Source organism: uncultured Sunxiuqinia sp. (assembly GCF_947495665.1).
Lineage (GTDB): Bacteria > Bacteroidota > Bacteroidia > Bacteroidales > Prolixibacteraceae > Sunxiuqinia > Sunxiuqinia rutila.
In genome coordinates this window covers 229,206-253,332 of the sequence record NZ_CANLZV010000006.1, presented here as the reverse complement: position 1 = coordinate 253,332, position 24,127 = coordinate 229,206, and the positions used below count along the sequence as shown (strand labels likewise).

The window sequence follows — 24,127 nt, the reverse complement described above, 5'->3', positions numbered from 1 at the left end:
CAAAAGGAAAAAATAAGGACCTATGTTAAAGGAAAAAAAGGAAATGCAAAATCAGACTTTCGCCTTGGGGAAAGAAAATTATAAATTGCTTTTGATTGGCTTCGCCATCATTGTTATCGGTTTTATCTTAATGGTTGGTGGTAAAAGTGACGATCCTTCGGTATTCAATCCTGAAATTTTCAGTTTCAGAAGAATTACCCTGGCACCACTCATCGTCCTGTTTGGTTTCCTGTTTGAGATCTATGCCATAATGAAACGATCCAAAACGGGAAATTAATCAATGAATGTTTTTCAGGCTTTTTTATTGGGTATTATTCAAGGATTGACCGAATTTTTGCCCGTTAGTTCAAGTGGACATCTGGAAATTGGTCATCATTTATTAGGGGTAAAAGGTCATAACAACCTGTTATTTGCGGTAGTGGTTCATGGAGCCACGGTTTTGAGCACTTTGGTCGTTTTTCGCAAAGATATCTTGGCTCTTTGTAAGGGATTGTTTGCCTTTCAGTGGAATGACGAAACCCGTTATATTCTGATGCTCTTTTTATCGGCAGTTCCGGTGGCAGTTCTGGGCCTTTTTTTTCGTACCCAAATCGAAGAACTTTTTACGGGTAACCTTGTGTTTGTGGGGAGCATGCTGATTGCAACTGCCAGCTTACTCGCGTTTACGTATTTTGCAAAATCGAAGGGCAAGCCAATCGGCTGGCTCGATTCCCTAATTATTGGTGTTTCTCAGGCGATGGCTGTTATGCCGGGCATTTCTAGAAGCGGATCGACCATTGCGGTGGGTTTGTTGCTTGGTAAGAAAAAAGAGGACATGGCCCGTTTTTCCTTTCTAATGGTGCTTATTCCCATTATTAGTGCCAATTGTATTGATCTGTTTTCACATTCTTCAACAGAACCCGGCGAGGTTGGAGCTTTGCCCTTAGCCGTTGGTTTTGTGGCTGCTTTTATCTCCGGTTTGCTGGCATGCAAGTGGATGATTAAAATTGTAAAACAAGGCAAATTGATTTATTTCGCGGCTTATTGTCTGGTTATCGGGTTAATTGCTATCTTTGCGGGCTGAAAAACAGACTTCCAAGATCGGAAAAAACAAACTAAATCTTTTGTCAATGGGGGAGCAACCCAAAAATTTTGACTTCATCAAAGGTGAAGTATTGCTTTTTGATAAAGCCCTGGATTGGACTTCGTTTGATTTGGTGCAGAAAGTTCGTAACAACCTTTGCCGTGCCTTGAAAATTAAAAAGTTAAAGGTAGGGCATGCAGGAACATTGGATCCGAAGGCAACCGGACTCATGATTCTGTGTACCGGAAAAGCCACCAAGCAAATTGAAACTTTTCAGGCTGGAGAAAAAGAGTATCTGGCCACGTTAAAACTGGGCGCAACTACGCCTTCGTTTGATTTGGAAACCGAAGAAGACGCCCAGTTTGAAACCAGTCATATCACCAAAGAGCTGATTGATTCGATCATCGAGCACTTTGTTGGTGATGTGGAGCAGGTTCCGCCGGTGTTCAGTGCCGTAAAAATTGATGGACAACGGGCTTATACACATGCCCGAAAAGGCGAAGAGGTAAAAATGCGGTCACGAACAATTCACATCCGGGAGCTGGAAGTTTTGGATTTTTCAAATAACAAGTTGGAAATACGGGTCGTATGCAGTAAAGGAACCTACATTCGATCATTGGCCCGTGACATTGGGAAAGCGTTGAATAGCGGGGCTTACCTTGTTGGTTTGAAACGCACGAAAATTGGCGATTTCAAGCTGGAAGATGCCTTCTCAGTTGACGACTTCCTAAAAAATATTGACAAATTTGTAACTAATTGAAGATTGCCCCGTAAAAGGGGGTTCTGAATTATCGCATAAATTATTCATCTATGAAGTTATCTAAGTTCAAGTATAAACTGCCTGAAGAACAGATTGCCTTGCATCCGTCTGACAATCGAGACGAGTCGAAACTGATGGTTTTACATCGTGATACTCGTAAGATTGAGCACAAGTTATTTAAAGATATTACGGAATATTTTGACGACAAAGATGTCATGGTATTCAATGACACCAAGGTTTTTCCGGCGCGTTTATATGGAAACAAGGAGAAAACCGGTGCTGAGATTGAAGTATTCTTACTTCGGGAGCTGAACCGTGAACAACGGCTTTGGGATGTATTGGTTGATCCGGCTCGCAAAATCCGGATTGGTAATAAATTGTACTTTGGCGAAGACGATATGCTGGTAGCCGAGGTAATTGACAACACGACTTCTCGTGGGCGTACTTTACGTTTCCTGTTTGACGGGCCTTACGATGAATTCAAAAAAACACTTTACAGCCTGGGAGAAACGCCGCTTCCGAAATTTATTCAACGTCCAGTTGAAGCGGAAGATAAAGAGCGTTACCAGACGATTTTTGCCAAGCACGAAGGTGCTGTTGCTGCACCCACAGCCGGGTTGCACTTTAGTCGAGAATTGCTGAAACGTTTGGAAATTATTGGCGTTGACTTTAGCTATGTGACTTTGCATGTTGGCTTAGGAAACTTCCGAAGTGTTGACGTAGAGGATTTGACCAAGCATAAAATGGATTCAGAGCAAATTTGGATTCGGGAAGAAGCTTGTGATGTGGTGAATGATGCCAAAATGAACAAGCGGAATGTGTGTGCGGTGGGAACTACCGTGATGCGGACATTGGAAAGTTCGGTTTCTACGCAAGGGCATTTAAAACCTTTTGAAGGATGGACCAATAAATTTATCTTCCCTCCCTACGAATTTAGTGTAGCTAACCGGATGATTACTAACTTTCATCTGCCTATGTCAACCTTATTGATGATGGTGGCTGCCTTTGGAGGCTATGATTTTGTGATGGAAGCTTACCAAAAAGCAATCAAGGAAGGTTATCGCTTCGGAACGTATGGCGATGCCATGTTGATTCTGTAAACGATCAGACATAAAATATTTCCCGAAAGGCTGTCAAGTAATTGACGGCCTTTTGTTATTTAGGCCTCGGATTGTGGTATTTCCCTGTAGTCAATATTTTTGTACCTTGAAAACCATTACTATCCTGACTTTTAAATGAAAATTGCGGATTATGAAAAAACGAATTCTGCTGACCCTATTGGTAGTCATCCTTCTTGCTGCCGGATACTTTTTGAACTTGTTACTGCCTGTTGCCACGGGCTATGCTGCTAAAAACCTGGCTTCAGGTATTTTCCTTTCCGGACGAAGCCAGGAAGCACTGGAGGCAGAGGATCTGAACTTTTCTGTCATTGCCTATACCAACAATACGGTTGATTTTGAGAATCGTGAGGTGGTTAGTCGCTTGTTGTGGTGCAAATCGAAAGCAATTTATGTGGATGGTTATGGATGTACTTTGGTGGAAGATTTTTCAGAAGAAGAAATTAAAAATCGCTCATATAAAGCTTTAGAGCCTCTTCCTGCCCGACCGGATACTCTGCCTTGGCCCATTGGAGATTTGATGCCTGATAGCCTTCCGGAAGGCCTGAAACCGGACAGAATGAATCAGGTGGTTGAGCAGGCCATGTCGGATTCCTTACCTTTTAAGGGAAGTTTTGCCGTGATGGTAGTTTATAAAGGGCAAGTGGTTGCTGAAGCCTATCGGGATGACTTCTCAGCCAATACCCGTTTTTTGAGCTGGTCCATGGCCAAAAGTATGACCAATACGTTGGTTGGACTTCGGGTAAAAGATGGTGCGTTGGCTATTCATCAACCTTTGTCGGTAGAAGCGTGGCAAGCCGACGGGCGAAAGGCAATTACCCTGAATAACCTGCTGCAAATGAATAGTGGTCTGGCCTGGAATGAGGGGTATGGAGGTCTTTCAGATGTAACTGTTATGTTGCACAAGGTTGGCGATATGGGCCTATATGCGCAAGAGAAAGCTTACGAGTTTCCGGCTGATTCCGTTTGGGAGTATTCCTCCGGATCAACCAACTTGGTGTGTCGTGAGTTTCGCAAGTCTTTTTCCCATGAAGAAGACTATTTTGCCTTTCCACGTCAGCAGCTTTTCAATCCGTTGGGGATGACCAGTGCCGTATTTGAAGTAGATGCCTCGGGAACGTTTGTTGGCTCGTCGTACGTGTACGCCACCATGCGCGATTATGCCCGCTTTGGGCTGCTGTATTTAAACGATGGAAAATGGCTCGGACAGCAACTCCTGCCCGAAGGCTGGGGGGATTATACTACCGAAGTAGCCAAGGGGTCGGGCGGACGTTATGGCTCCTCTTTCTGGCTCAATCAGTCGGGTGAATTTCCGGATGCGCCGCGTGATTTGTTTTTGTGCCGGGGGCACGATGGCCAGTTTATCTGCATGATTCCTTCCAAAGAGTTGGTTGTGATTCGCACGGGCTACTCCAAGAAAGGCGAGTTCGACTTGAATCAATTGTTAAAAGGCGTGTTGGAGAGTTTGGAATAAGATCGGCTTCACAAATAGATAAATTGCAAAAATGCCTGCAGGCTATTTCAAAGCATGCAGGCATTTTTGCAATATCTTCTGCGTGATTAAGAATTAGCCAGCATTGAAGGGGAGTGTGCAGCTATTCCATATTGTGCCGAGCTTATTCTACCTGGTAATTGTAAAAGCTGTTGTCTTCGTTACCCACTACCAGGTTGAAATACGAATTACCGCGATTGAAATAGCCAATGGTAAAATCGGTATTACCATGTAGGGGGAACCCATCATACAGACTGCCATCGGCGTTTATCAGATAAACCCGGTTCTCGGCCCGGCAAACAACACCGATTTTACGGTCGTCATTGGCAAAGGTGTAATAGTTGGGTTTGCTCGATATTTTGCTGTTAAACTCTCGTTCAAAGATCTTCTTTCCTTGGTGGTTAAAAGCCCACAGCTCATTATCGTCAGCAAAAATAAAGTCTGTTTTTCCGTCGGCATTCAGGTCGGCGGCTTCAAAGAAATGGTTTTTGCCGAACTTCTGGGTCTTAATTAGCTCGTGAGTGCCATCGAAGTATTCTAAATGAACCTGCCCGTTAATATCCGTTGTGGCAATGGCTGCCTGCCCGGCTTGTATCAGGTAAAGGTCGTTTGCGGAATGTTCAAAGTTGTTGCTGGTTTTCACCCGTGTGTTGCCTCGCCGGTCCAAAATATAGGTTTTGTATTGGTCGGCGCAAACCAAATAATCCTTGCCACCTACACGGAAGTGTTTGACAGGAGTGGTCACGGGGCCGTCGGTTCCTGTAAAACCCCAGCCTTTGACCAGTTTTCCTTCATGGTTGTAAGCATAAACCTGCTTATTTTCGCAAGCAATGAAGAACCGGTAGTTGCGGTTGCTATCATAGTCGAAAACAGCAACCCCATTGGAGGCTGGAGATCTGAAGTTGATGGGATAGCGTGCCACATTATTGCCTTCCCGGTCAATGATGTGCAATTTATCTTTGGTATTGAATAAGTACTGGAGCTTCCCGTTTTTGTAGTAGTCTATCTGATAAATCTCACTCATTATCTTCCCCGGAAGTTGAACTTTCCAAAGGCTTACGCCTTCTTTGTTAATCAGGCAAAGCTGATGTTTGTTGTCTTGAATAATGACTTCTTTGTTGGCCTGATCGTTGTGGTTGGTCACCAGCTGAGGTTTAATGGCTACGGTGGAATCCAGTTTGCTTTGCCACACGGTTTGCGGTTCCTCTTTCAGAACCGGATCATATTTCAAGTACAAGTTATTCAGGAATTGGCCCGAGTTTTCCGAGAGCTGCCAGCTTAGTGCGTGAAACTTCCGGATAGATTGTTCGTTTGTGTTCAGCAATTGCGCGGGCTTTTCGTTCAAATAGTAATTCCCCAGGTAAAAGGCTTTTGAGAAATTGAGGTAGCTGTTCAGCGTAGAACGGCTGGCCAGCTGCTCGCTAAATTTCTGAAATTGGATATCATTTTGAAGTGTCTCAGAAAGCACCAGATTGTGAAGATAATGTTTCAATGCGGCGCTGTTGTCGGCAAAAATCAGGTAGTTGTCGTAGAAGCTCAGGAAGCGGCTTTCAGTGCCTGAAAAAACTTCGCCAAAAAGGAGTTCCGGCAGGTTGGCAAATGGAAACTCGTAAATTGTAAAGGAACTCGCGTTTTGAATTTCATACTGGCTTTGCATTTCCTGCAAGCTGGTTTTGTTGGCTTTGGCATAATTCTCGAGCACTGGAAGCAGTTTTTCTCGGGCAAGCGACTGTCCTTTTACCTCGGCAATAAAAAAGCGGTTGTTGGCCGGATCGTTCTGAGTAACTGTTCCAAAGGCCAGCGCAAATTCATTTTTGGCAATCTCGGTAAACAAGGTTTGGAAAGGAACTTTGCTGTAGCGTTCAAGCTTTTTTAGCTGGGTTTCGCGGGCATAGAACAGACCTTGTTTTTTGAGGTATTCTTCGTAGTTGCTGTAAAATGCACTCAGGTCGTCAAGGGCCAGATTGATGAACAGGCTGGTGTTGGCCGAAAGGGCTTTGGTAATGTCTGTTCGAATGGGTTTTTGGCCGCGAAATACCGACAAGTAGTTGTGGTTGTTCGGGTTGGAGAAGCTGAAGCCGTTCAGCAACAGGTTGGTATTTTTGATGTTTACGTCCAGCTCGGTCCAGTCGGAAAAACTGCCAAACAGGTTCAGTTGTTTGCGGAAGTCGCGTGGCACCAGGCCGGAAACTAAACCGGGAAAACGATCATGCTGAATGTACAGGTTAAAGTCTGAGTTGGAGCTGACCGTCGCGTACAAGTCTTGCAACTGTTGGTTGTTGGTCAGATTTTCCACCGTCATTTGCCGGATGGCTTCTTCCACAAACAGGGCATAACGGCTAAACAGCATCACCCCGTCTTTAAAAGCAAAGCTGAAGGTTGTTCCGCCGTTTTTCAGCTGGTAAATTTCTTCCTCATCGTATTCACGCGAGCTGATCTTTCCGTTTTGAGCAGCTGGCAGGTTGTTGAAGTAATTCAGGATCGTGGCTTTCTCTTTGCGGTCGTTTAAGCTGGCTACAAACAGGCAACCAACATTGTTCTTTCCTTCCGCATTAAAAGCTACCAGCACCGACTTGTCGGCCAGAACTTTACGAAAAGGAGCACTGGATTCAAACTGGCTCTTCAACACCTTAACATCTGCAAAAAAGGTCTCCAATTCGCTAACCTGTTGCAGCTCGGCAACTAAAGGGTTTTGCGAATCCATTTTATCAAGCAAAGCATCCAGTTCTGGAATCTCAACAATCAAGGGCGTTTTAACTGGGATAGCACGAAAAGAAGAGTTGTTGTCGTAGCTCTTCGACTGCTCCTCCATCAAAAAGAAGGCAGCAGCAGCTATCAAGACAAAAATGAGCAGAATCGGTATGATGAGCTTGCGCATAATCTGATTTTTTTATCAAAAATAACAAGAAAGTCAGGCAGCGGCGAAATATTTTGGCCTTGAATTTCGGATGACTTATTAACCAGTCATTCTTAATTTCATTGCCCGGGCGGTTTTATTTTCGCTGATGAACTTCACTGGCTGGAACTATTTTGTATAATTTATCGGAACGACGAATGGTTTGACCCAGCTTAATGGAGAACCGCTCGCCACGTTTGGTTTCTTCAACAGGTTTTAAATCAACACGTATTTCTTCCACGGTAGCTTCTACCACGCCGGTGGTTGGGCCGGTAATCAGAATTTCATCGCCCACCTGAAGTTTGCCGGCTTCCATTTTAAATTCGGCCACACCCAGTTTGGAGAAATAGTTCATGCCCTTGCCCAAATACAATTTACGCTTGGTGGCCACCGAACCGTAGTTCTTGCTCCACTCGCCCAGGCGTTGCCCCAGGTAGTAGCCATCCCAGAAACCACGGTTGAAAACCGTTTTCAGGCATTCGTCCCATGCGCTGATCTTCTCATCGGTAAATTCGTTGTTGAAGTAGGCGTCAACAGCCTCGCGGTAGCATTCCACCACTGTTTTAACATATTCGGGAGAACGTGCCCGCCCTTCAATCTTCAGGACCGAAACGCCGGCATCGAGCAATTTATTTAGAAAGTGAATGGTTTTTAAGTCTTTGGGCGACATGATGTATTCATTGTCAACCTCAAGTTCGGCACCGGTTTCCTTGTCGGTTACGGTGTAGGCCCGGCGACAGGTTTGCATGCAGCTTCCACGGTTGGCCGATGAATTCATCTCCTGCAGGCTTAGGTAACATTTGCCTGAAACAGCCATGCACAAGGCTCCGTGGACAAACATTTCAATTTGAATGAGTTTACCTGCCGGTCCGGTGATGTTTTGTTCTTTTATTTGTTTGCTGATTTCCCAAACACGTCCGAGGTTCATCTCACGTGCCAGCACCACCACATCGGCATATTGTGCGTAGAACTTTACCGCTTCAATGTTGGTGATGTTCACCTGGGTAGAAATGTGCACTTCTACTCCTACACTGTGGGCATAGGCAATGGCAGCAATGTCGCTGGCAATGATGGCGGTAATGCCAGCTTCCTTGGCGGCATCAATAATTTCGTGCAGCTTGTCCAGCTCATTGTCAAACACAATGATGTTGACCGTAAGGTAAGTCTTAACCCCATGCTTGGTGGCGATGTCCACAATCTTCCTGAGGTCTTCCAAGGTGAAGTTGTTGGATGAACGGGAACGCATGTTGAGTTTTTCAACCCCAAAATAAACCGATCCAGCTCCTCCCTGAATGGCTGCGGCCAATGATTCGTAGGAACCTACCGGCGCCATAATTTCTATATCTCTTCTTTCCATCCCGGTTGCTTAATTGATGGGGGCAAAAGTACTAAAAATATACTTCAGAAGCAGGGGATTCAAGTGAGTGCCTGAAATTATTGAATGACCATGTAATCACTCTTCCCATGAGCCTTTCTGACTTTCCCCTACTGCGCCAAGGTGAAGCGGAAGCTCAGCCCAAAGTTGGTGTTGGAGGTTGGGAATGACAAGGAGGTAAAGGGCTTGTTGATGACCTTGTCGAAATAGACGCGCATTTGGAACCGGTCGCTGAGCATGTAGTCGGCGGTGGTTTTAATGGTAATGGCGTTTTGTCCGGCTGTTAGCTGGTTGGTTGCCTCTACCAGTTTGCGAATCAGGGTTTTGTTTTTGCGGAACGACACGTCGGCCCGGATATTCAGGTCGTTGGAATAGGCCTTTTGCGAACGCTTGGTTTTGATGATTAAGTCCATGCGCTCGAACCGGTAGCCCAGTCCAAAGGTGTACTCGTTGGTCAGCACTTCGGTGAGCTGGTTGTTGGCAAAGTTAAGCGCCAGGTTGCGGCTCCGGCTCACTTCGGCACGGGTAGTCATATCATTCAGCCAGGTAACATCCATGTTAATCAGCGGGCTGAACTGTTCGTTGATGCTCACCACGTTAATGTCGTATCGGCCAATGAAATTGCCGCTCAATTCGTTCAACACATAGCTAAAGCCATCATTGTACACCTGGTCATTATAGCTCAGGTTGGTAATGAATGAACCCACATTGTAGCTGGAGCGGTAAGCATGGTTGATGTTGAGTGTTTTGAGCACTTTATTCAAGCCTTCAATTTTGGTCACCAGGCCATCATAGGTCACCCGCCAGTTGGGGCGCATGTGTTTGATGGAAGGGAACGGATCGAGTGACACTTTGCTCGGATCCTGACCAGTGTAGGCGGCAATAAAAGCCGGAATCAATACCTGCTGCGAGGTAGGTCCGTAGCCCGCCGGATAGCCTTCGGCAATGGTATGCGGCGCCTCGGGGCTGTAGCCCACAGCCGGGTTGGCAATGCGCTGACCGGCCAAACGCCAGGCAATGGTTCGGCGGTAGTCCATCATTTCCTGAAAAGGAGCTGATTCCTGAATTTCGGCTTCGCCAATTTTGCTGAAAGCAGTACTCCAGGTGTTGATGGACATGGAGAAGTTGCCTTGCAGGGTTCTGCTGTTGGAACTGAAACTTCCGGATGTATGGTCGTAGGAATAGTATTCCTGCATGTTTTCTGAATACGAACGGTTGGCCGTCAGGTCGATGCGCAGAAAGGGAATAGGCTCCACGTTGGCACGAATGCTGAAGGTTTCGTTGTGGTTCATCCGGTACGGCGCATTCAGGGTGGTATCATTGGTGTACCAGCCTTTGCTGATGGCTTTGCGGGCAAAATCATCATCCTGCCAGCCAAAAAGGAAAGGGAATCCGGGCGCATTGCTGCTGCCAATGTTGCCAAAGGTTACCGGGTCGGGTGTGTAATTACCGGCACCAAAGAAGGCGGGCTCGGGCAGGAATCCTGGCATAATGGTTCCATCGGAACTGGAATACGAGACGGAAATGTTTTTAACACTCATGAGTGTGCGCGCTGTGTATTGCGCTATTTTCAGCATCACGCCATCGCCTACTTCCCGTTTTCCGCTTACGCGAACCATCACCTGACTGGTGTTATCCGGAACGGTTACGGTCACCCGGTTTTCGTTAACCACCACCACTTCTCCTTCTACCTGGCCTCCTGTGGGGTTGACCAAAGTAACCTGTACATCTTCTGTTTTCAGCTTGTGGTTAATTACCTTGGCCGTGTTGGCTTTCAGGTTGGTGCGGGCACTTTCGTAGGTGACAATCTTGTATCTTGGATCTTCCTGCTTGCCTCTGGAGCGCGTTGCGGCCTGAGCGCGGCTGCGCGAGCTTCGTGCCGAGCGCGTGCTGGAGCCAAACTTCTGGTTCACTTCTTTCAGAAACGACACTTTGTTGTACAGGTTAAGCATGTTTACCTGTCCGTTCAGCTGGGCCACCCGGGCATTTTCGGCCGTATTCCCCAGTCGGGTTGACTCGTCGGTAATGGGGCCCGCATACCAGTCGTACTGCGCCTGGTAGCGTCCGGTTGCGCTTACCCAGTTCAGGAATGGAATTTTGTTGAGCGGTGCCACATACGAAGCGTTAAACGTATGATGGTATAAAATGGGGCGTCCCAGGTTGAGCAGGTTGGTGATGATGGAGTCTCGTTTTAACTCATAATCATCATCGCGCCGGTTAATGCGCCCGGCCGGCTCATCAATGCGGGCGGTTCCCTGCGAGGAGAAATCCAGTTTCAGCGACCGGGTCAGGTTGAAGTTTAGGTCGAAGTACCTGTTCCAAAGAAATTCCTTGTCGAAGGTGCGGGGAATAATCATATTCGGATTGGTCAGGTTACGGGCCTGCACTTCTTTGTAATGCCGGTAAAGGTCCGTGCGGTACGACAACTGGGTAGGCATGGGGTAGAAGTTAAAATCCCGAACCAGCTGAAGGGCTCTCCCTTTCAGGAAATTTACTTTTTTGAAAGGCTCCACCAACTTCGGACGATTGTTGAAATTGTAGCTAAACATCCCCCGGTAGTTTTTTTCCAGGCTGTATTCGGTATTCACGTTCCGTTTCTTCATCTCGTTGTAAGCATAGGTTACCGAGAAGTTGGTCGGATCATACAGGCGGGGCTTGCCGGACTTACTCATCTTGTCAACCTTCACGTTCGTGAAGTTAATGCTCTTGCGGCTGACATAGTCCTGAGCGATCTGTTTCAGCGAGTCGCGTTCCGACCGGGAATCAAGCTGATCGACAGCATCCTTCATTTCAATATCCGGATCCAGCGGATTGTATTTGGGATTGCTGATGCTTTTGGAAACTCCCACATACAGCGGAATGCGGACTTTGGCTTTTTCGGGGAAAAACTTGCCTAGCTCGAAGTTGGATGAAATGTCGTATTCCACCAAGTCGTCCAGGGCACGCTCGTTCATGGTTTGATCAATGCTTCCGAAACCGGAAGAACGGGTGCGTCCGGCCACCACCACGGATCCCAGGTCGGCCAGTCGGGCTGAAACCCGGGCATTGGCAGCCCATCCACCTTCTTCATCAAAGTCGGTTAAGCGGAGCTCATTGGCCCATACCTCTACCGATTTGGGGCCGGGGTTGAGGTTGCCCTGCTGTTTATGACGGACTCCCATTAGGATGACACCTACCTCAGCCAGGTTGGGCGTTCCTTTTACCTTCACAATATTTTTGTTGTTGTTCCATCCCTGGTGCGAAGTCTCGTAAACATCGGAAATATTGACAGAGGCTCCGGCTTGGCGAGACAAGGCATTCCGGGCCATTTTGGCTTCGGTAAACAGGTCGAGCGGAATGTCAATCCGGTTTTCATCGGGCCAAACCAGGTAACGCTGGCTTTCAATGTCGCCATTGTAGAAGCCGGGTTCGGTCAGTTTTAGCGGAACTTCATACTCGTAATAGTTGTTTTCGTCGGTTCCCAACCGGATGAAGTAATGCAGCTGATCGTCGTTAAGCGGATAGCCATCAATTTCTTCGGCATGCAGCTCCAGTTTAAGGCGACGATAACGCCTGAAGTCCATGCCCAATGTTTTGTAGGCAGCCCGCACATCGCCCATTTGCAGGTCGATGACTTTCAGTACCAGCGACTGTTCGTTAAGCTGCAGTAGCTGTGGGTTTGCCGGGTCAATCACCCGGTCGATTCCCGGTGGAAGAATGTAGTTTACAGGCTCTCTGCGGCTGTTTTCTTCAATGTTGACTGCTGATATTTCAAATTCGGTTTGCGGGCTTGGAGGCACGCTTGTTTCATCAATTTCATCGGTAAACCGTCGCCAGTCGGCTCGTACCAGGTCCATGGTTGCAAAACGCAGAATGGTGGTGTCCTGAAAGCCTTTAAGGAATACCCGCATGAAGCGAATGGAGCGGAATTCGTCCATGTCAATCTTGTTTTCAAAAGCACTGACAGGGACTTTAAACTGGTACCAGTTAACTTCCTGAACACCTCCGCTGGGGCCTTCACTTTGGCCCACCCGAATATCGGTAATGAAGTTTTGGCCCAGTTGCATGTCCTCGGGGCGAATGCTGATACGGTACTGGAAATAGCGTTCGTATTCGTTCAGGGTATTGTCGTTATTAATGTCTTCAATATCGGGCATGGTGGAGGCCGTTGTGGGGTAAGACTCAGGCGACATCTCCGAGGTGGGAGAGTTGCCATCCGGCCCGTTGTAATTCTTGTACCGTGTTAGAATACTAGCCTGTTCCGCATCAAAATCAGATCCGCGATAGTAATGATAGTTGTCACTGGCCGGGTCATTCAGGGCTTCGGTTAAAGCGGTTTGAGCCAGGATGCCTTCCAGTGCCTGTAGGTAGCTTTGGAAAAACGAGCGTTCGTCATCATCGTTTAAGCCATCAAAACCGATATCCTGAAATTGGCGCGAAACCGGATCATTGGCAAAAGCATTTACGATAGATTGTTTGGTGGAGACGCGTCCCCAAACAGTGGTGTCTACATCCTGCAGCTCGGCAGTTTCAGGCAGGCCATTTTCAAAGGATTTGCGTGAATCCTTCAACAGGTCTTCCGAAATATCTCCAAGGTTGAAATACAGGTCACCTCCCTCAGCTGCAACTCCGTTTTGCTTGTCGTACACGAAAGGATCCATCATCCAGAATTCGATGTATTCGATGTTGGCAGCTTCAAAATCAGTCGTTTCAATTTTACGCATGATTCCAGCCCAGCGCGACTCCGGGTTGTTGAGTTTACCGTCTGAGTTAACCCCCGCAGAGTAGGCTGATGGCGCCGTGTCGAAGTTGTAAGGCCCTTTTTCGTTGGGGTAATAGGCCAGGTCAAGCACCGGAATGTTGGTGGGTGTTCCGGTGGGTGTTTCTTTATCCGGAAAAATTTCTTTTAAAAAGACCTCGCGTACAAAGTGATTGCGCTGTTGGTTGCGGTCGCCTTTGATGTGCGAAGGGGTTTGTGAGGTGTTGCGCAAAAACAGCGGGTCAATGATGTACCAGGCCAGTTTGGCGCGGTTGTATCCGTAGGCCAGGTCGTCGTTCAGGTTTCCTTCGGGAAACAGGTCTTCCTGCTTTTGTGGAGTACTGGCCAACACCCATGCCTGCCGTGCTTTGAGGTTGATGGATGTTTTGGTCGCTTCAAAGTCATCAATGTAAACAGTTCCTTCTTTGTCGATTACCTTTGAGTGCCCGGGGATTAGCTGGGCAAACTCTGCCTCCATGGAAATGGATGACGGTTCTTTGGTTTCAATAAAAGGCAGTTTGTCTACCAGCGTGGTCAGCAGGTTAGACTCGGTATTGTAGTTCACATCCAGTCCCCAGATGGTGTTGGAAATCGGATCTTCGCCATAGGTGACTTTTTGTGTCAGTGGGCGTTCGTTCATGTGCAGCACAGTTGCCCCCAGGTTGAAATTGTCGGAGAAGGCATAGTTGGCGTGGGTTCCTACCAGTGTTTTGCGCTGTACGCTAAACAAGTCTTCACTTTCGGTGCTGATGCGAATGGGCGTTCCGGATTCCAGCAGACCGGCATTGATGATCTTTACGCGCCCCAGGGTGTAGTCAACGGTGTAGTCGATGTACTCCTGCAGCTCGTGTCCGCCGGCAGTTACTTTAACCGAGCCTTGTGCTACGTTCATTCTCTCCAGGGCAATTTCAGAGCTGGAAGAGCCTTCGTAGCTTCCTTTCAGAATAAATTTGTTGTGTTTGGTATCTTGTTCGGCATAGGTTTTTGTCGAGTCGTAAAGCGAACGGTAAGCATACTTTTCAGCCAGGGCAGGGTCAGAGATGGAATCGGCCAGGTGGCTTCCAAACGGCTCCAGCACCGGGAAAATGATTCGCCCGCTGGATGAAAGAACGGTGATGCCTTCAATGTAGTCAAACACACCATCTGATCCCGGATCGAGTTGTGTATTCAGGTTGTCAACATTCAATACATTCAGCAGGATGTGTCCTTCCAGGTTGGTTTCGGGAAGGTAGTTGATGTCGGTTCCCGAGTCGTTTTGGTAGAGCACATCAAGAATGAAGTTTTCCTTGGACAGCTGGTAGGCATTCAGGCTGTAAATGTTTTTCATCATCAGCTTCCAGGTCGGGTAGCGGGGTGACAAGTTGGTGCCTTTCAATAGCTTCATAACAAGGGTCTGCGGTGCCTCAATGCCATCGGTTGAGAATTCACCCACCTGGTAAGTTTTGCCGTTGGCCGTGTAGTTGTAGGCTACCATCAGAACTTCATCCGTATTTAGCGAAGAGTTCAGCGAAACGTAGCCCAGGTTTTCATGGACAGTATATTCCGAAGGGCTCAGCTTCCGGGCTTGTTCTACTTTCTCAAAATCCTGACCACCTTTAAAGTTGAAGGCATCCAGGCTTTGCATGGTTTTATTGATCAGGTTGGCTTCGCGGATGTCGCTGTAGCTGGTTACAATTTCGGTGTACAGGTTGTTGGCCTCGTTAAACGGATAAATGTTTTCCGGATAGGGCCTTGTTGTCGTTTCCTGAAAGCCGGGAACTGTGTTGTAAATATTTTTCTGATGTTCGCCCAGGTCCATAAAAGCCAGTATGTTCCGGGATTCATTGGTTTGATTGGATTTATTGGTTACCCAGACTTCAATTTTATTAATGGTGATGGAGGACCGGACAACGGGTAGCTTGGCCAGGGCTTCGTTATACGTATCACGAAAGTACTGCGCCAGGAAAAAGTGGCGGTTGGCATCGTAGTCCAGTACTTCAATTTCAAACGTTGATTTTTGGGCTCCTCCTTCTGTTTCAATGACCTGCGTTTCGCCTTTGTTTTGAGAGAAAATGGTGGTCAGGTTCAGTTTTCCAAACTGCATTTCGGTTTTCACCCCAAACAGGTTGGTTCCGCCAGTGATCAGCGATCCGTTGAGGGGTAGCGACACGTTACCGGCTTCGACTTTTTTGAGAATTTCATCTTCATCGCCGGTATAGTCGATGTTCATCTTGTTTTCATAGTCGAAAGTCGCCTCGGTGTTGTAATTGACCCGCATTTTCATCTTTTCGCCAATGCTTCCCATGACGTTCATCTGGATCTTTTGGTCGAAGTCGAAGGTTGGAGTTTTGCGCAGGCGCTCGGGAATTGCCGGGTTTTCAATGGCATTCATCTGGTAGCCAAAGCTTACTTCAACATAACCTTGCGGACGGATGTCAATGCTGTTGCCTCCAAAAATCCGGTTGAAGGCTTCGCCACCAACAGTCAGGCTGGGAATAACCGAACCCTGAGTTTCCATGTCAAGCTGGTTGCCTCGGGTACGCCAGTAGTTGCGAATCGAATTTTTAAAGTCGTAATCGACAAACTCCTGGAGGGTCATGGTTTTTGGGAGCCGGTAATTCAGGTTCCCAATCTTCTCATAGAAAATGTACTCACCGGTTTCCGGGTCATACTCCATTTCGGTGTTGATGTTGGACGGGCGGCTTAAAAAGAGCTCGGAACTGTCTTTGCTGTCCGGAAATTCAAAAACCGGCTCATCCTCAAAAGGGTAAGGAAGGGTGCCGGTTGTGTCAATTTCCAACGAATCGGTAATAATGGCATTGCTGGTCTTTGTCTGTCCGTTGGTAGGGGGTGGAGACAATATCCAGCCCATGCTCAGTACTCCCGGAAAAACAACTGTTGCAAGGATATTTGTTAAGCTCTTTTTCAATGCCAGTCTTTTTCAACGTTACAGCCCCTTTAAGGCTCTTTTTATGGTGTCTTCGACGGTCAGATCAGGATTGGCTTTCAGAAGTTTGTCCAGTTCTTTTTCAATATTCTTCTTGGCAAATCCCAGCATTACTAATGCTGATAACGCTTCATCGCGGATTGTATTGTCTGCTTTTGAGATTAAAATTTGGTCGCTGGCTGCTGTTTTTCCAATCTTATCTTTCAGATCAATAATGACCCGCTGTGCTGTTTTTGCACCAATGCCCTTTATACTTTTCAGTAAGTTAACGTTTTCACCCAGAATAGCCTGGCGGATTTCTTCAGCTGTTAGCGATGATAGCATCATCATGGCGGTGTTGGACCCAATGCCATTGACCGAAATCAGCAAACGAAAGAGTTCGCGTTCACCTGCTTCTGCAAATCCGTACAGCAGGTGAGCATCTTCACGAACGGTTTGGTGCAGAAAGAGCTTGGTATGCTCTTTCCCGTTGATGAGCGAATAAGTATTGAGCGAAATTTGAATAAAATAACCAATGGAACCGGCTTCAATGATCGCGTTGGCGGGAGTCAGTCCGGTTATTTTTCCCTGAATGTATTCGTACATAATGCTGTGCTTTAAATTTCAGGTTCGTCAGCGCTTTGCAAATCAATGTTTTCATCAACCTGGTTGGGGTTGATCTCAAACTTTCTCAACGGATTTTTATTGATTTCTTTATAAAGTTCGCGGCTTTTGTGCACATCAATAGCCAGGTAAAGCGCTTGTCTGAATGAGTCGGGGGAAGCTTTATCTTCTCCGGCAATATCAAAAGCGGTACCGTGGGCGGGCGAGGTGCGGATAAATGGTAGTCCGGCGGTGTAGTTTACACCTTTGTCGAAAGATGCCAGTTTGAAAGGGGTTAAGCCCTGATCGTGGTACATCGCCAAAATCGCATCGAACTTGACATAGTCGCCCGATCCGAAGAAACCGTCGCTCGGATAAGGGCCAAGGGCTAAAATACCTTCTTTTTTCGCTTGTTCAATGGCCGGAATGATGATGTCTTTTTCTTCAGTTCCCAACAGTCCGCCATCACCAGCATGCGGATTTAGTCCTAGTACGGCAATGCGAGGTTTTTTAATGCTGAAATCTTTTTCGAGCGAACTGTCCATGATGCGCAGTTTGCTGAGAATCGCTTCCTTGGTGATTAAAGAGGAGACTTTGGCCAGCGGCACGTGGGTAGTAACCACTCCAATTTTCATCATCTCGCTCACCATGAGCATCAGGTAGTTTTCGGCCCCAAACTGTTCGGCTAAAAACTCGGTGTGACCTGGAAAATGGAACTTGTCTGATTGAATGTTGTCTTTGTTGATGGGGGCTGTAATAAGCGCATCAATTTCACCGGCTTTCAGGTCGCTGACGGCTCGTTCCAGCGCCATGTAGGAAGCTTCTCCGGCAATTCCGGATGACTTTCCTAATTCCACACGGATGTTATCGTCAATACAGTTGATGATGTTGGCACGTCGCGGATCGGCTTCACGGGCCGACTGAATGTTGTTGAAGTTGAAGTTGGTTAAATTCAATGCCTTACGATGGTAGGCGGCCACCTTGGGCGAGCCATAAACCACGGGAGTACACATTTCGAGGATACGTGCATCCAACAGGGTTTTCATAATTACTTCGTAGCCAATTCCGTTGATGTCACCTTGTGATATTCCGATTCTTATTTTGTTTCTGCTCATTTTATCAGTCTCTTATGGTGTGTGGAAATCTTGAAAATCTCTTGTTCACAGCTGTTTTCTGTGAAAGGCAAAGTTAATTCTTTATCTGAACTTTATCAAAAAGATTAGGGCTTGCCTGGGGTGAATTGATTATGATGAATTTTATGGTATTCCAGTTCCTCAGACGGTTTTCCCTGGCGGGTTTGCGCGGGATTTCCAATGGCGATGATGCTCAACACCCGAAAGTTTTCGGGCAGTTGAAACAAGTGTTGGATGTATTGCTCAGCGGTTTGTTCCTGGTTGTGCTGGCGCTTGCGAACTTGCACCCAGCAGCTGCCCAAATCGAGTGATTGTGCCGTAAGTTGAAGCAAAATACTGGCAATGGAGCAGTCTTCAACCCACACATCTCCTTTGTTTTCATCAGCCAGAACGATTACGGCCAAAGGAGCCTTTTCTAAAAAGGCAGCTCCGTGCGGTTTGCATTGGCTGAGTTGTTGGATCAGCTTGGGATCATCAATGAAGATAAACTCCCAAGGATTGCCGTTTTTGGATGACGGAGAACGTAAAACCGCTTCCTGCAATTGTTCTAGTTTTTTCGGAGCGACTGGCTCGCTCGTAAATTTTCGAATGCTCCTTCGTGAGCGAAGTAATTCAATCATGTGTCTGTTATTTATGTCTGCTAGACGGTTGCTGAGCGTTTTCTTTCGAGGTAAAGAATCTCAGGCTTGGTAAAAATAAGAAAGCATGGCTGAAATTTAGATAAGAATGGAGAAAATAATTAACAAAAGTAACAACATGAAAAGGATAAGCTGGTTGCGTACAAACAATCCGAGCAGGATAAGCAGTTCGAGTTCATCGGTGTCGGCCGAGTAAATTTCAATTTGTCCTTTGTCTTTTGAAAGCAACTCGTAGCTTTGGAAGATGATGATTTCCTGGCCATTAAACTTCCAGGCCCATCTGGATTGCCAAAAATTTTTGATCTCCAGTTCAAAGCGTTTTCCGTTGATGACAACATCACTTTTAGGGTGGAAAAGATTGATCATGATGGAAGCCAAAGGAGCACGATTGTTGGTGTCCGAAATTTCCAGTTTCGACAGGAAAAAGTCGCGATTCAAAATAAAGCGTTTCCCTTTCATGGTGGCCAAGGCTTCGGAGCTAAACATATTTTTCCACTCAATCAGACCGATTTGTTCGTTGTTTCGGGTCAGGTGCAATTGGTTCTTAAAGATCCCTTTTGTCCAATAAAGCTTTTCCATAGTTTGTAAAGATTGCCAATTGCAAGGTAGAAAATTTAGCGCAAAGATGGTAGGGGTTTATGTCGAATTAGGCGGGCGTATTTTTGTTTTTGGTAAGGAAGGTTAGTGTTAACACTTAACCATAAAGGCCATTGTTAGAGTAAAAATACCAATGGCCTCATGGTCGAATTGAGGGGGTGAAGGGCTTAAAATAGAAACCCCATATTTAAGGAAAGAGCTTTGTTTTGGAAATCCTTTTCCGCATGGTATACTTCGGAAATTCCCATATCGTAGTTCAAGCTGATTTGGATGTCATGGCTTGAAACAGGAAGACTTACTCCAAGCTCAAAGGCCCAGCCAAAATCGGTTGGTTTGACTTCGTCTTTCAGGTCTGTTGTTGTTCCGGCTTGTTCTTGTTCTGCTTTCAGGCGAGTTGCCAGGTAGGGGCCCGTTGCGAAGAAGATTCGGGAGTTATTTTCTTCAACCAAAACCGAGGAAAACGATGCTTTAACCGGAAGTTGAAGGTAATTTATCCGGTAGGTTTCATCGGTATCGTTCCAATAGCCTCCTTTTTGAACGAACAATAAGCTACTTTTTACAGCAAACCAGTTGTTGGTGTGGTAATTGGCCAGTATTCCTGTGTTCAGGTTAGCTAGTCGGTTTCCGTTTTTACAAATGTTTCCGAGATCAGATTGGGTTGCAGCTCCAATTCCCAGCTGTACACCCAACTCAAATTGGCTAAATGCCTGCACTGAGCTTATTAAAAGCGTGGTCAGCAGGATGAGTGTTTTTACTTGTTTCATTTTTTTCTGTGTTTAATTGTTAATTGATTCGACGAAATACGTCAAATCGTCGAATTGAAGACAAAAAAATTTAAATGCTTATTCCATGAAATAGAATGTAAAGCAAGTCGTTTAAACGTTCTTCTATGTCAACTTGCTCATCGGTAAGAAAATAGGGTTCTTCCAGGCCGCGCAGCGCAATGACAATCGCCCGGGCTGTAAGGTTGATGTTCAGTTTCCGAAACTGGCCTTCTTCTATGCCCTTTTCCAGAATTTGGGCAATGGCAGCTTGCTCTTTTTCGTCGTGCTTTTTCCGTATTTGCTCGATGAATTCAATCTTGCTTAAGAAATCATTTTTCAACGCATCGTAATAATTTACGAAATCGCGAAACCCTTTCATGCGTCCCAGTACGTAGGCCGAAAGTTTTTCCCGGGCGGTATTTTGTTCGCGTACTGATTGCTCAATTTTTGAAAAAAGAATGCCGGCTTCCTGCTCCACAACAGCCTGAAAAACTTCTTCTTTGCTTTTGAAGTAGTAATAGAGTGAGCTTTTCCCTTTGCGGGCAGCTACAGCAATTTCATCCATGGTCGTTTTCCGGAAACCATATTTGGCGAAGGTTTCACGGGCTACTTCAATAATGCTATTTCGTACTTTTTCGTTCAAAGGGCTGTTTTTCGACTAATTCGGTTCAAAAGTACAAATATTTTTGAAAAATGAATTCTATTGCGGAAGAATATTGACAGTTCTTGATGTTGGAAGGATGGGGAAGTTTCTGATTAGCTGGGGTTGGGGATGGTGAATTGGAAGCGGCTGCCTTTACCAGGTTCACTTTCAACCGTGATTTTTCCTTGGTGTTTTTCCACAAATTCTTTGCAAAGAATCAATCCCAGACCTGTTCCCATTTCATTAACCGTGCCGGGTGTCGAAAAGCTTTCCTCAAGCCGAAAGAGCTTTTGCAAAGCATCGGGCTCCATGCCAATCCCGTTATCGGCTACCGTAATTGTAACTTCTTTAGCGTTTTGCTGAGCCGAAATGGTTACCTGCCCTCCCGGCTTGGTGAATTTTATGGCATTTGTAATCAGGTTGCGTAGGATGGTCGAAATCATGTAATGGTCGGCATAGACCGGGGCTTTTAGGGGTAGGTCTTTCACCAGTGAAATCGATTTTTGCTCGGCAACATCGCTCAGCAGCAGGGTGGCTTCTTCAATCAGCGATACACAATCTGTTTGTTCGGGATTGTACTGGGTACGGCCAGTTTGTGAGCGAGACCACTCCAACAGGTTAAGGAGCAAATCCATGGCATTTTGTGCCGATTGCTGAATGATTTGAACGTACTTTCCAATTCCGGTAAAATTTTGGATCTCAACTTTGTCTGCCAATAAGCTGGAGAAGCCAATGATGCTGTTGAACGGACTTTTTAAGTCGTGGGCAATGATGGAGAACAATTTGTCTTTGGTGGCATTCAGTTCCCGCAGACGGATTTCATTGTCCTGAAGCACCTGTTGTGCCTGTTTGTGCTGACTGATGTCGCGAATAAAGCTTTGGTAAGTTCCATCATCCATGGCTCTGGAGCTCATTTCGACTGCAATGCAGTTGCCGTTTTTCTGTTTGAGTTCCCGTTCAATTTTTAAGCTTTCACCTGATTTGAGTCGATCATATCTTAAAGGGTTTTGGTTCAGCTGGCTGGAAGCGAACAGGTCTTTCATGTTCATTTGCAGGAGTTCTTTTTGGGAATAGCCGGTAAGCTCACAGGCTTTATCATTAACGATAATAAAGTCGCCTTTGCTGTTGCCCTGGAAAAATGCATCGGGTGCCATTTCCAGAAGATGACGGTAATTGGCCTCACTTTTTTGGATGGCTTCTTCCTGCTTTTTGCGGTCGGTAATATCCTGAATAATGCCGAAGATAATGCCTTTCTCCCGGTCGTAAGTGGCGGTGGAATGAATGTGTTTAATTTGTCCTGTGTCGGCAGCTTTTATCTTAAATTCAACCTTGTAAGGCTTGCTTTGGTGCAGCAAGTTTTTTAGGGCTTGGTCCAGTTCTGTACGGTATTCTGGCAGGGGAAACTCTTTGATGGTTTGATAGTTGAAATGGTCGCGGTCGACACCATAAATTTTCATTGCACCTCTGGATCCAAGGATCGACATGTCATCCAGGTGAAGCTCCCAATTTCCTGACTTGGAGGCTATTTCTGCTTGCCTTAGACGTGCCTCGCTCAGTGAGACATTTTTATACGGGTGTTTTCGCTGTTTGCTATTGTTGATGATCAGGTGCAATAGAAGTCTGTCTTCAAATTCAATGGTGTTGATGTACAGTTCGGTTTTTTGCACGATCCCTTTTCCCGTGGTTTGCAGGCATTCAAAATAGCCAAACTTTTGTTGGCGGGCCTGATCCAAAAGGGATTCGATTTCAGCAGTTGATTTTGTGCCGAAGTCCTGAATCTTCATGCTGAGGAGTTCTAGCTTCGAGATAGCATAGAAATTTATTGCCTGCCGGTTGGCATGGATAATGTCACCCGATTCTGCATCAATGATCAGGTTGGGAGCCTTGTGGTCATCAAACAGTTTCCGGAAAAGTTTTCCGTTTTTAATTAAGATGCTTTCTCTAAGTTGTTGGTTTTCCTCTTCTGCTTTCATGTTATCAGGTTGTGATTGTTCCTGAGTTGGGCACAGATGTTGAAAAAACATGTCGTAGAGCGATCGAGCAGTTTGTATTTAGCGAGCTCGTTTCGTTTTCGGTGCATTGCGGATTGACTTAATCTCTTGGAAGAGATTCTTGCCGGAATATCAAAGGTATCACTTTTTTAATTCTATTGCAGAAGTCCCAATGAATTATTTGATAGTCATTGGGAATCAGATTAATTGTCAGCATGTCAACCTATGCCGGTTGGACTAGGCTGCATCGCATCACGAAAAAATCGGGTGAAGGTGTTAGTCCTTTTTGACCATTGTTTTGGTCGATAGAAGTCCGCAGGCTGCATAAATATCCTGTCCACGCGAAGCTCGAATGGTGGTAGTAATCCCTTTGGCTTCCAGCCCTTCTTTAAATTGCACCAAGGTCGTTTCATCTGTCCCTTTCAGCGGCGTGTTGGGGATGGGGTGGAAGCGAATGAGGTTGATCCGGCATTTGATGCCATCCAGCAAACGGGCCATTTCTTTTACATGAGCCGGCGTGTCGTTTAATTCATGAAAAACAATGTATTCGAATGAAACGCGTCGTTGGCGTCCAAAGTCCCAGTCGCGTATTTCTTGCAGCACATCTTCCAGTGGATAAGCAATTTCTACGGGCATCAACTGTTGACGTTCTTCGTGAAATGGCGTGTGGAGGCTAATGGCTAAATGGGCTTCACTTTCATTTAAAAACCTAACCAAGCCGGGAACAATGCCGATGGAAGAAACTGTAATTCGCCGTGGGCTCATCGCAAATCCCCAATCGGCAGTCATGATCTCAGTGCTTTTCAGTACTTCATCCAGGTTGTCAAAAGGCTCGCCCATACCCATGTACACAATGTTAGTTACTTCTTGCCATTCCGGTATGTTGCGAATCTGATTCACAATTTCGCCCGCAGTCAGTTGTCCCTGAAATCCTTGTTTGCCGGTCATGCAGAACAGGCAGCCCATTTTACAGCCCACTTGCGATGATACGCAGACAGTTTTGCGGTCGCGATCAGGAATCATGGCTGTTTCGATGAACTTGGCATTGCTGGTCGGGAAAAGGTATTTTTTGGTGCCATCTGTACTTTCCTGCACTTTGGTTGGATCAACCAAGCCAAACACGTATTTCTCAGCAAGTAGTTCGCGGGCTTTTTTCGACAGATTGGTCATTTCTTCAATCGAAGACACTTCTTTTTTATACAGCCAGTCTGTGAGTTGTTTGGCTGTAAATTTGGGCAGTCCCATTTCGAGAACAAGTTCTTGCAACTCGCTCAACGTTTTTCCAAAAAGTGCTTCTTTAACCATCGTGTAAATTTTTTGCAAAGTTATAAAAGAGATTCAGATGCAAAAACTGTTGAAAGCGAAATGCTTTCCAGTGATTTCTAATAAACTGAGTGCATTGATTTTTCTT

At 46.1% G+C, this 24,127-nt stretch carries 16 protein-coding genes; 5 read left to right on the top strand and 11 right to left on the bottom strand.

The window, feature by feature from the left end; all coding sequences use genetic code 11:
• The first annotated feature begins 22 nt into the window (after positions 1-22).
• The 5 genes from Q1A18_RS10010 to Q1A18_RS09990 all read left to right on the top strand — a co-directional run bounded on the left by Q1A18_RS10010 (position 23) and on the right by Q1A18_RS09990 (position 4,415).
• Positions 23-277 carry a DUF3098 domain-containing protein gene (locus tag Q1A18_RS10010; protein ID WP_299579066.1) on the top strand — a complete coding sequence of 85 codons (255 nt, stop codon included), beginning with the start codon at positions 23-25 and terminating at the stop codon, positions 275-277.
• Between the two features lie 3 nt (positions 278-280).
• Positions 281-1,063, top strand: a complete 783-nt coding sequence (locus Q1A18_RS10005) for an undecaprenyl-diphosphate phosphatase (protein WP_299579064.1) — start codon at positions 281-283, stop codon at positions 1,061-1,063.
• A gap of 46 nt (positions 1,064-1,109) precedes the next feature.
• Positions 1,110-1,823 (top strand): tRNA pseudouridine(55) synthase TruB, encoded by a 714-nt coding sequence (gene truB / locus Q1A18_RS10000; protein ID WP_299579062.1) that lies wholly within the window; start codon positions 1,110-1,112, stop codon positions 1,821-1,823.
• A gap of 50 nt (positions 1,824-1,873) precedes the next feature.
• Positions 1,874-2,923, top strand: a complete 1,050-nt coding sequence (gene queA / locus Q1A18_RS09995) for a tRNA preQ1(34) S-adenosylmethionine ribosyltransferase-isomerase QueA (RefSeq protein WP_299579060.1) — start codon at positions 1,874-1,876, stop codon at positions 2,921-2,923.
• 151 nt (positions 2,924-3,074) lie between these two features.
• Positions 3,075-4,415 (top strand): serine hydrolase, encoded by a 1,341-nt coding sequence (locus tag Q1A18_RS09990; protein WP_299579058.1) that lies wholly within the window; start codon positions 3,075-3,077, stop codon positions 4,413-4,415.
• A 142-nt stretch (positions 4,416-4,557) separates the two neighbouring features.
• Here the strand turns inward: Q1A18_RS09990 and Q1A18_RS09985 are convergent, their stop codons facing one another.
• From Q1A18_RS09985 to rlmN, 11 genes are all read right to left on the bottom strand, one after another.
• Positions 4,558-7,311, bottom strand: a complete 2,754-nt coding sequence (locus tag Q1A18_RS09985; RefSeq protein WP_299579056.1) for a hypothetical protein — start codon at positions 7,309-7,311, stop codon at positions 4,558-4,560.
• A 115-nt stretch (positions 7,312-7,426) separates the two neighbouring features.
• Positions 7,427-8,686 carry a peptidase U32 family protein gene (locus tag Q1A18_RS09980; RefSeq protein WP_299579054.1) on the bottom strand — a complete coding sequence of 420 codons (1,260 nt, stop codon included), beginning with the start codon at positions 8,684-8,686 and terminating at the stop codon, positions 7,427-7,429.
• Positions 8,687-8,814: 128 nt separating this feature from the next.
• Positions 8,815-16,350 (bottom strand): cell surface protein SprA, encoded by a 7,536-nt coding sequence (sprA, locus tag Q1A18_RS09975; RefSeq protein ID WP_299579052.1) that lies wholly within the window; start codon positions 16,348-16,350, stop codon positions 8,815-8,817.
• Positions 16,351-16,368: 18 nt separating this feature from the next.
• Entirely contained in the window at positions 16,369-16,953 is a 585-nt protein-coding gene (ruvA, locus tag Q1A18_RS09970) for a Holliday junction branch migration protein RuvA (RefSeq protein ID WP_299579051.1), read from the bottom strand.
• 11 nt (positions 16,954-16,964) lie between these two features.
• Positions 16,965-18,065, bottom strand: a complete 1,101-nt coding sequence (gene pdxA, locus Q1A18_RS09965; RefSeq protein WP_299579050.1) for a 4-hydroxythreonine-4-phosphate dehydrogenase PdxA — start codon at positions 18,063-18,065, stop codon at positions 16,965-16,967.
• A 104-nt stretch (positions 18,066-18,169) separates the two neighbouring features.
• On the bottom strand, positions 18,170-18,703 hold the full coding sequence (locus Q1A18_RS09960; RefSeq protein WP_299579048.1) for a nitroreductase family protein: 534 nt from the start codon (positions 18,701-18,703) through the stop codon (positions 18,170-18,172).
• 96 nt (positions 18,704-18,799) lie between these two features.
• On the bottom strand, positions 18,800-19,300 hold the full coding sequence (locus Q1A18_RS09955; protein ID WP_299579046.1) for a hypothetical protein: 501 nt from the start codon (positions 19,298-19,300) through the stop codon (positions 18,800-18,802).
• A 185-nt stretch (positions 19,301-19,485) separates the two neighbouring features.
• Complete coding sequence (locus Q1A18_RS09950) at positions 19,486-20,082, bottom strand: outer membrane beta-barrel protein (protein WP_299579044.1); 597 nt, start codon at positions 20,080-20,082, stop codon at positions 19,486-19,488.
• Positions 20,083-20,152: 70 nt separating this feature from the next.
• Positions 20,153-20,725 carry a TetR/AcrR family transcriptional regulator gene (locus tag Q1A18_RS09945; protein WP_299579042.1) on the bottom strand — a complete coding sequence of 191 codons (573 nt, stop codon included), beginning with the start codon at positions 20,723-20,725 and terminating at the stop codon, positions 20,153-20,155.
• A 113-nt stretch (positions 20,726-20,838) separates the two neighbouring features.
• Positions 20,839-22,698, bottom strand: coding sequence for a PAS domain S-box protein (locus Q1A18_RS09940; RefSeq protein ID WP_299579040.1), 1,860 nt, complete (start codon positions 22,696-22,698; stop codon positions 20,839-20,841).
• Positions 22,699-22,992: 294 nt separating this feature from the next.
• The gene (gene rlmN, locus Q1A18_RS09935) at positions 22,993-24,021 is read right to left on the bottom strand and encodes a 23S rRNA (adenine(2503)-C(2))-methyltransferase RlmN (RefSeq protein ID WP_299579037.1); all 1,029 of its coding nucleotides are present in this window, start codon (positions 24,019-24,021) and stop codon (positions 22,993-22,995) included.
• Positions 24,022-24,127: the final 106 nt, after the last annotated feature.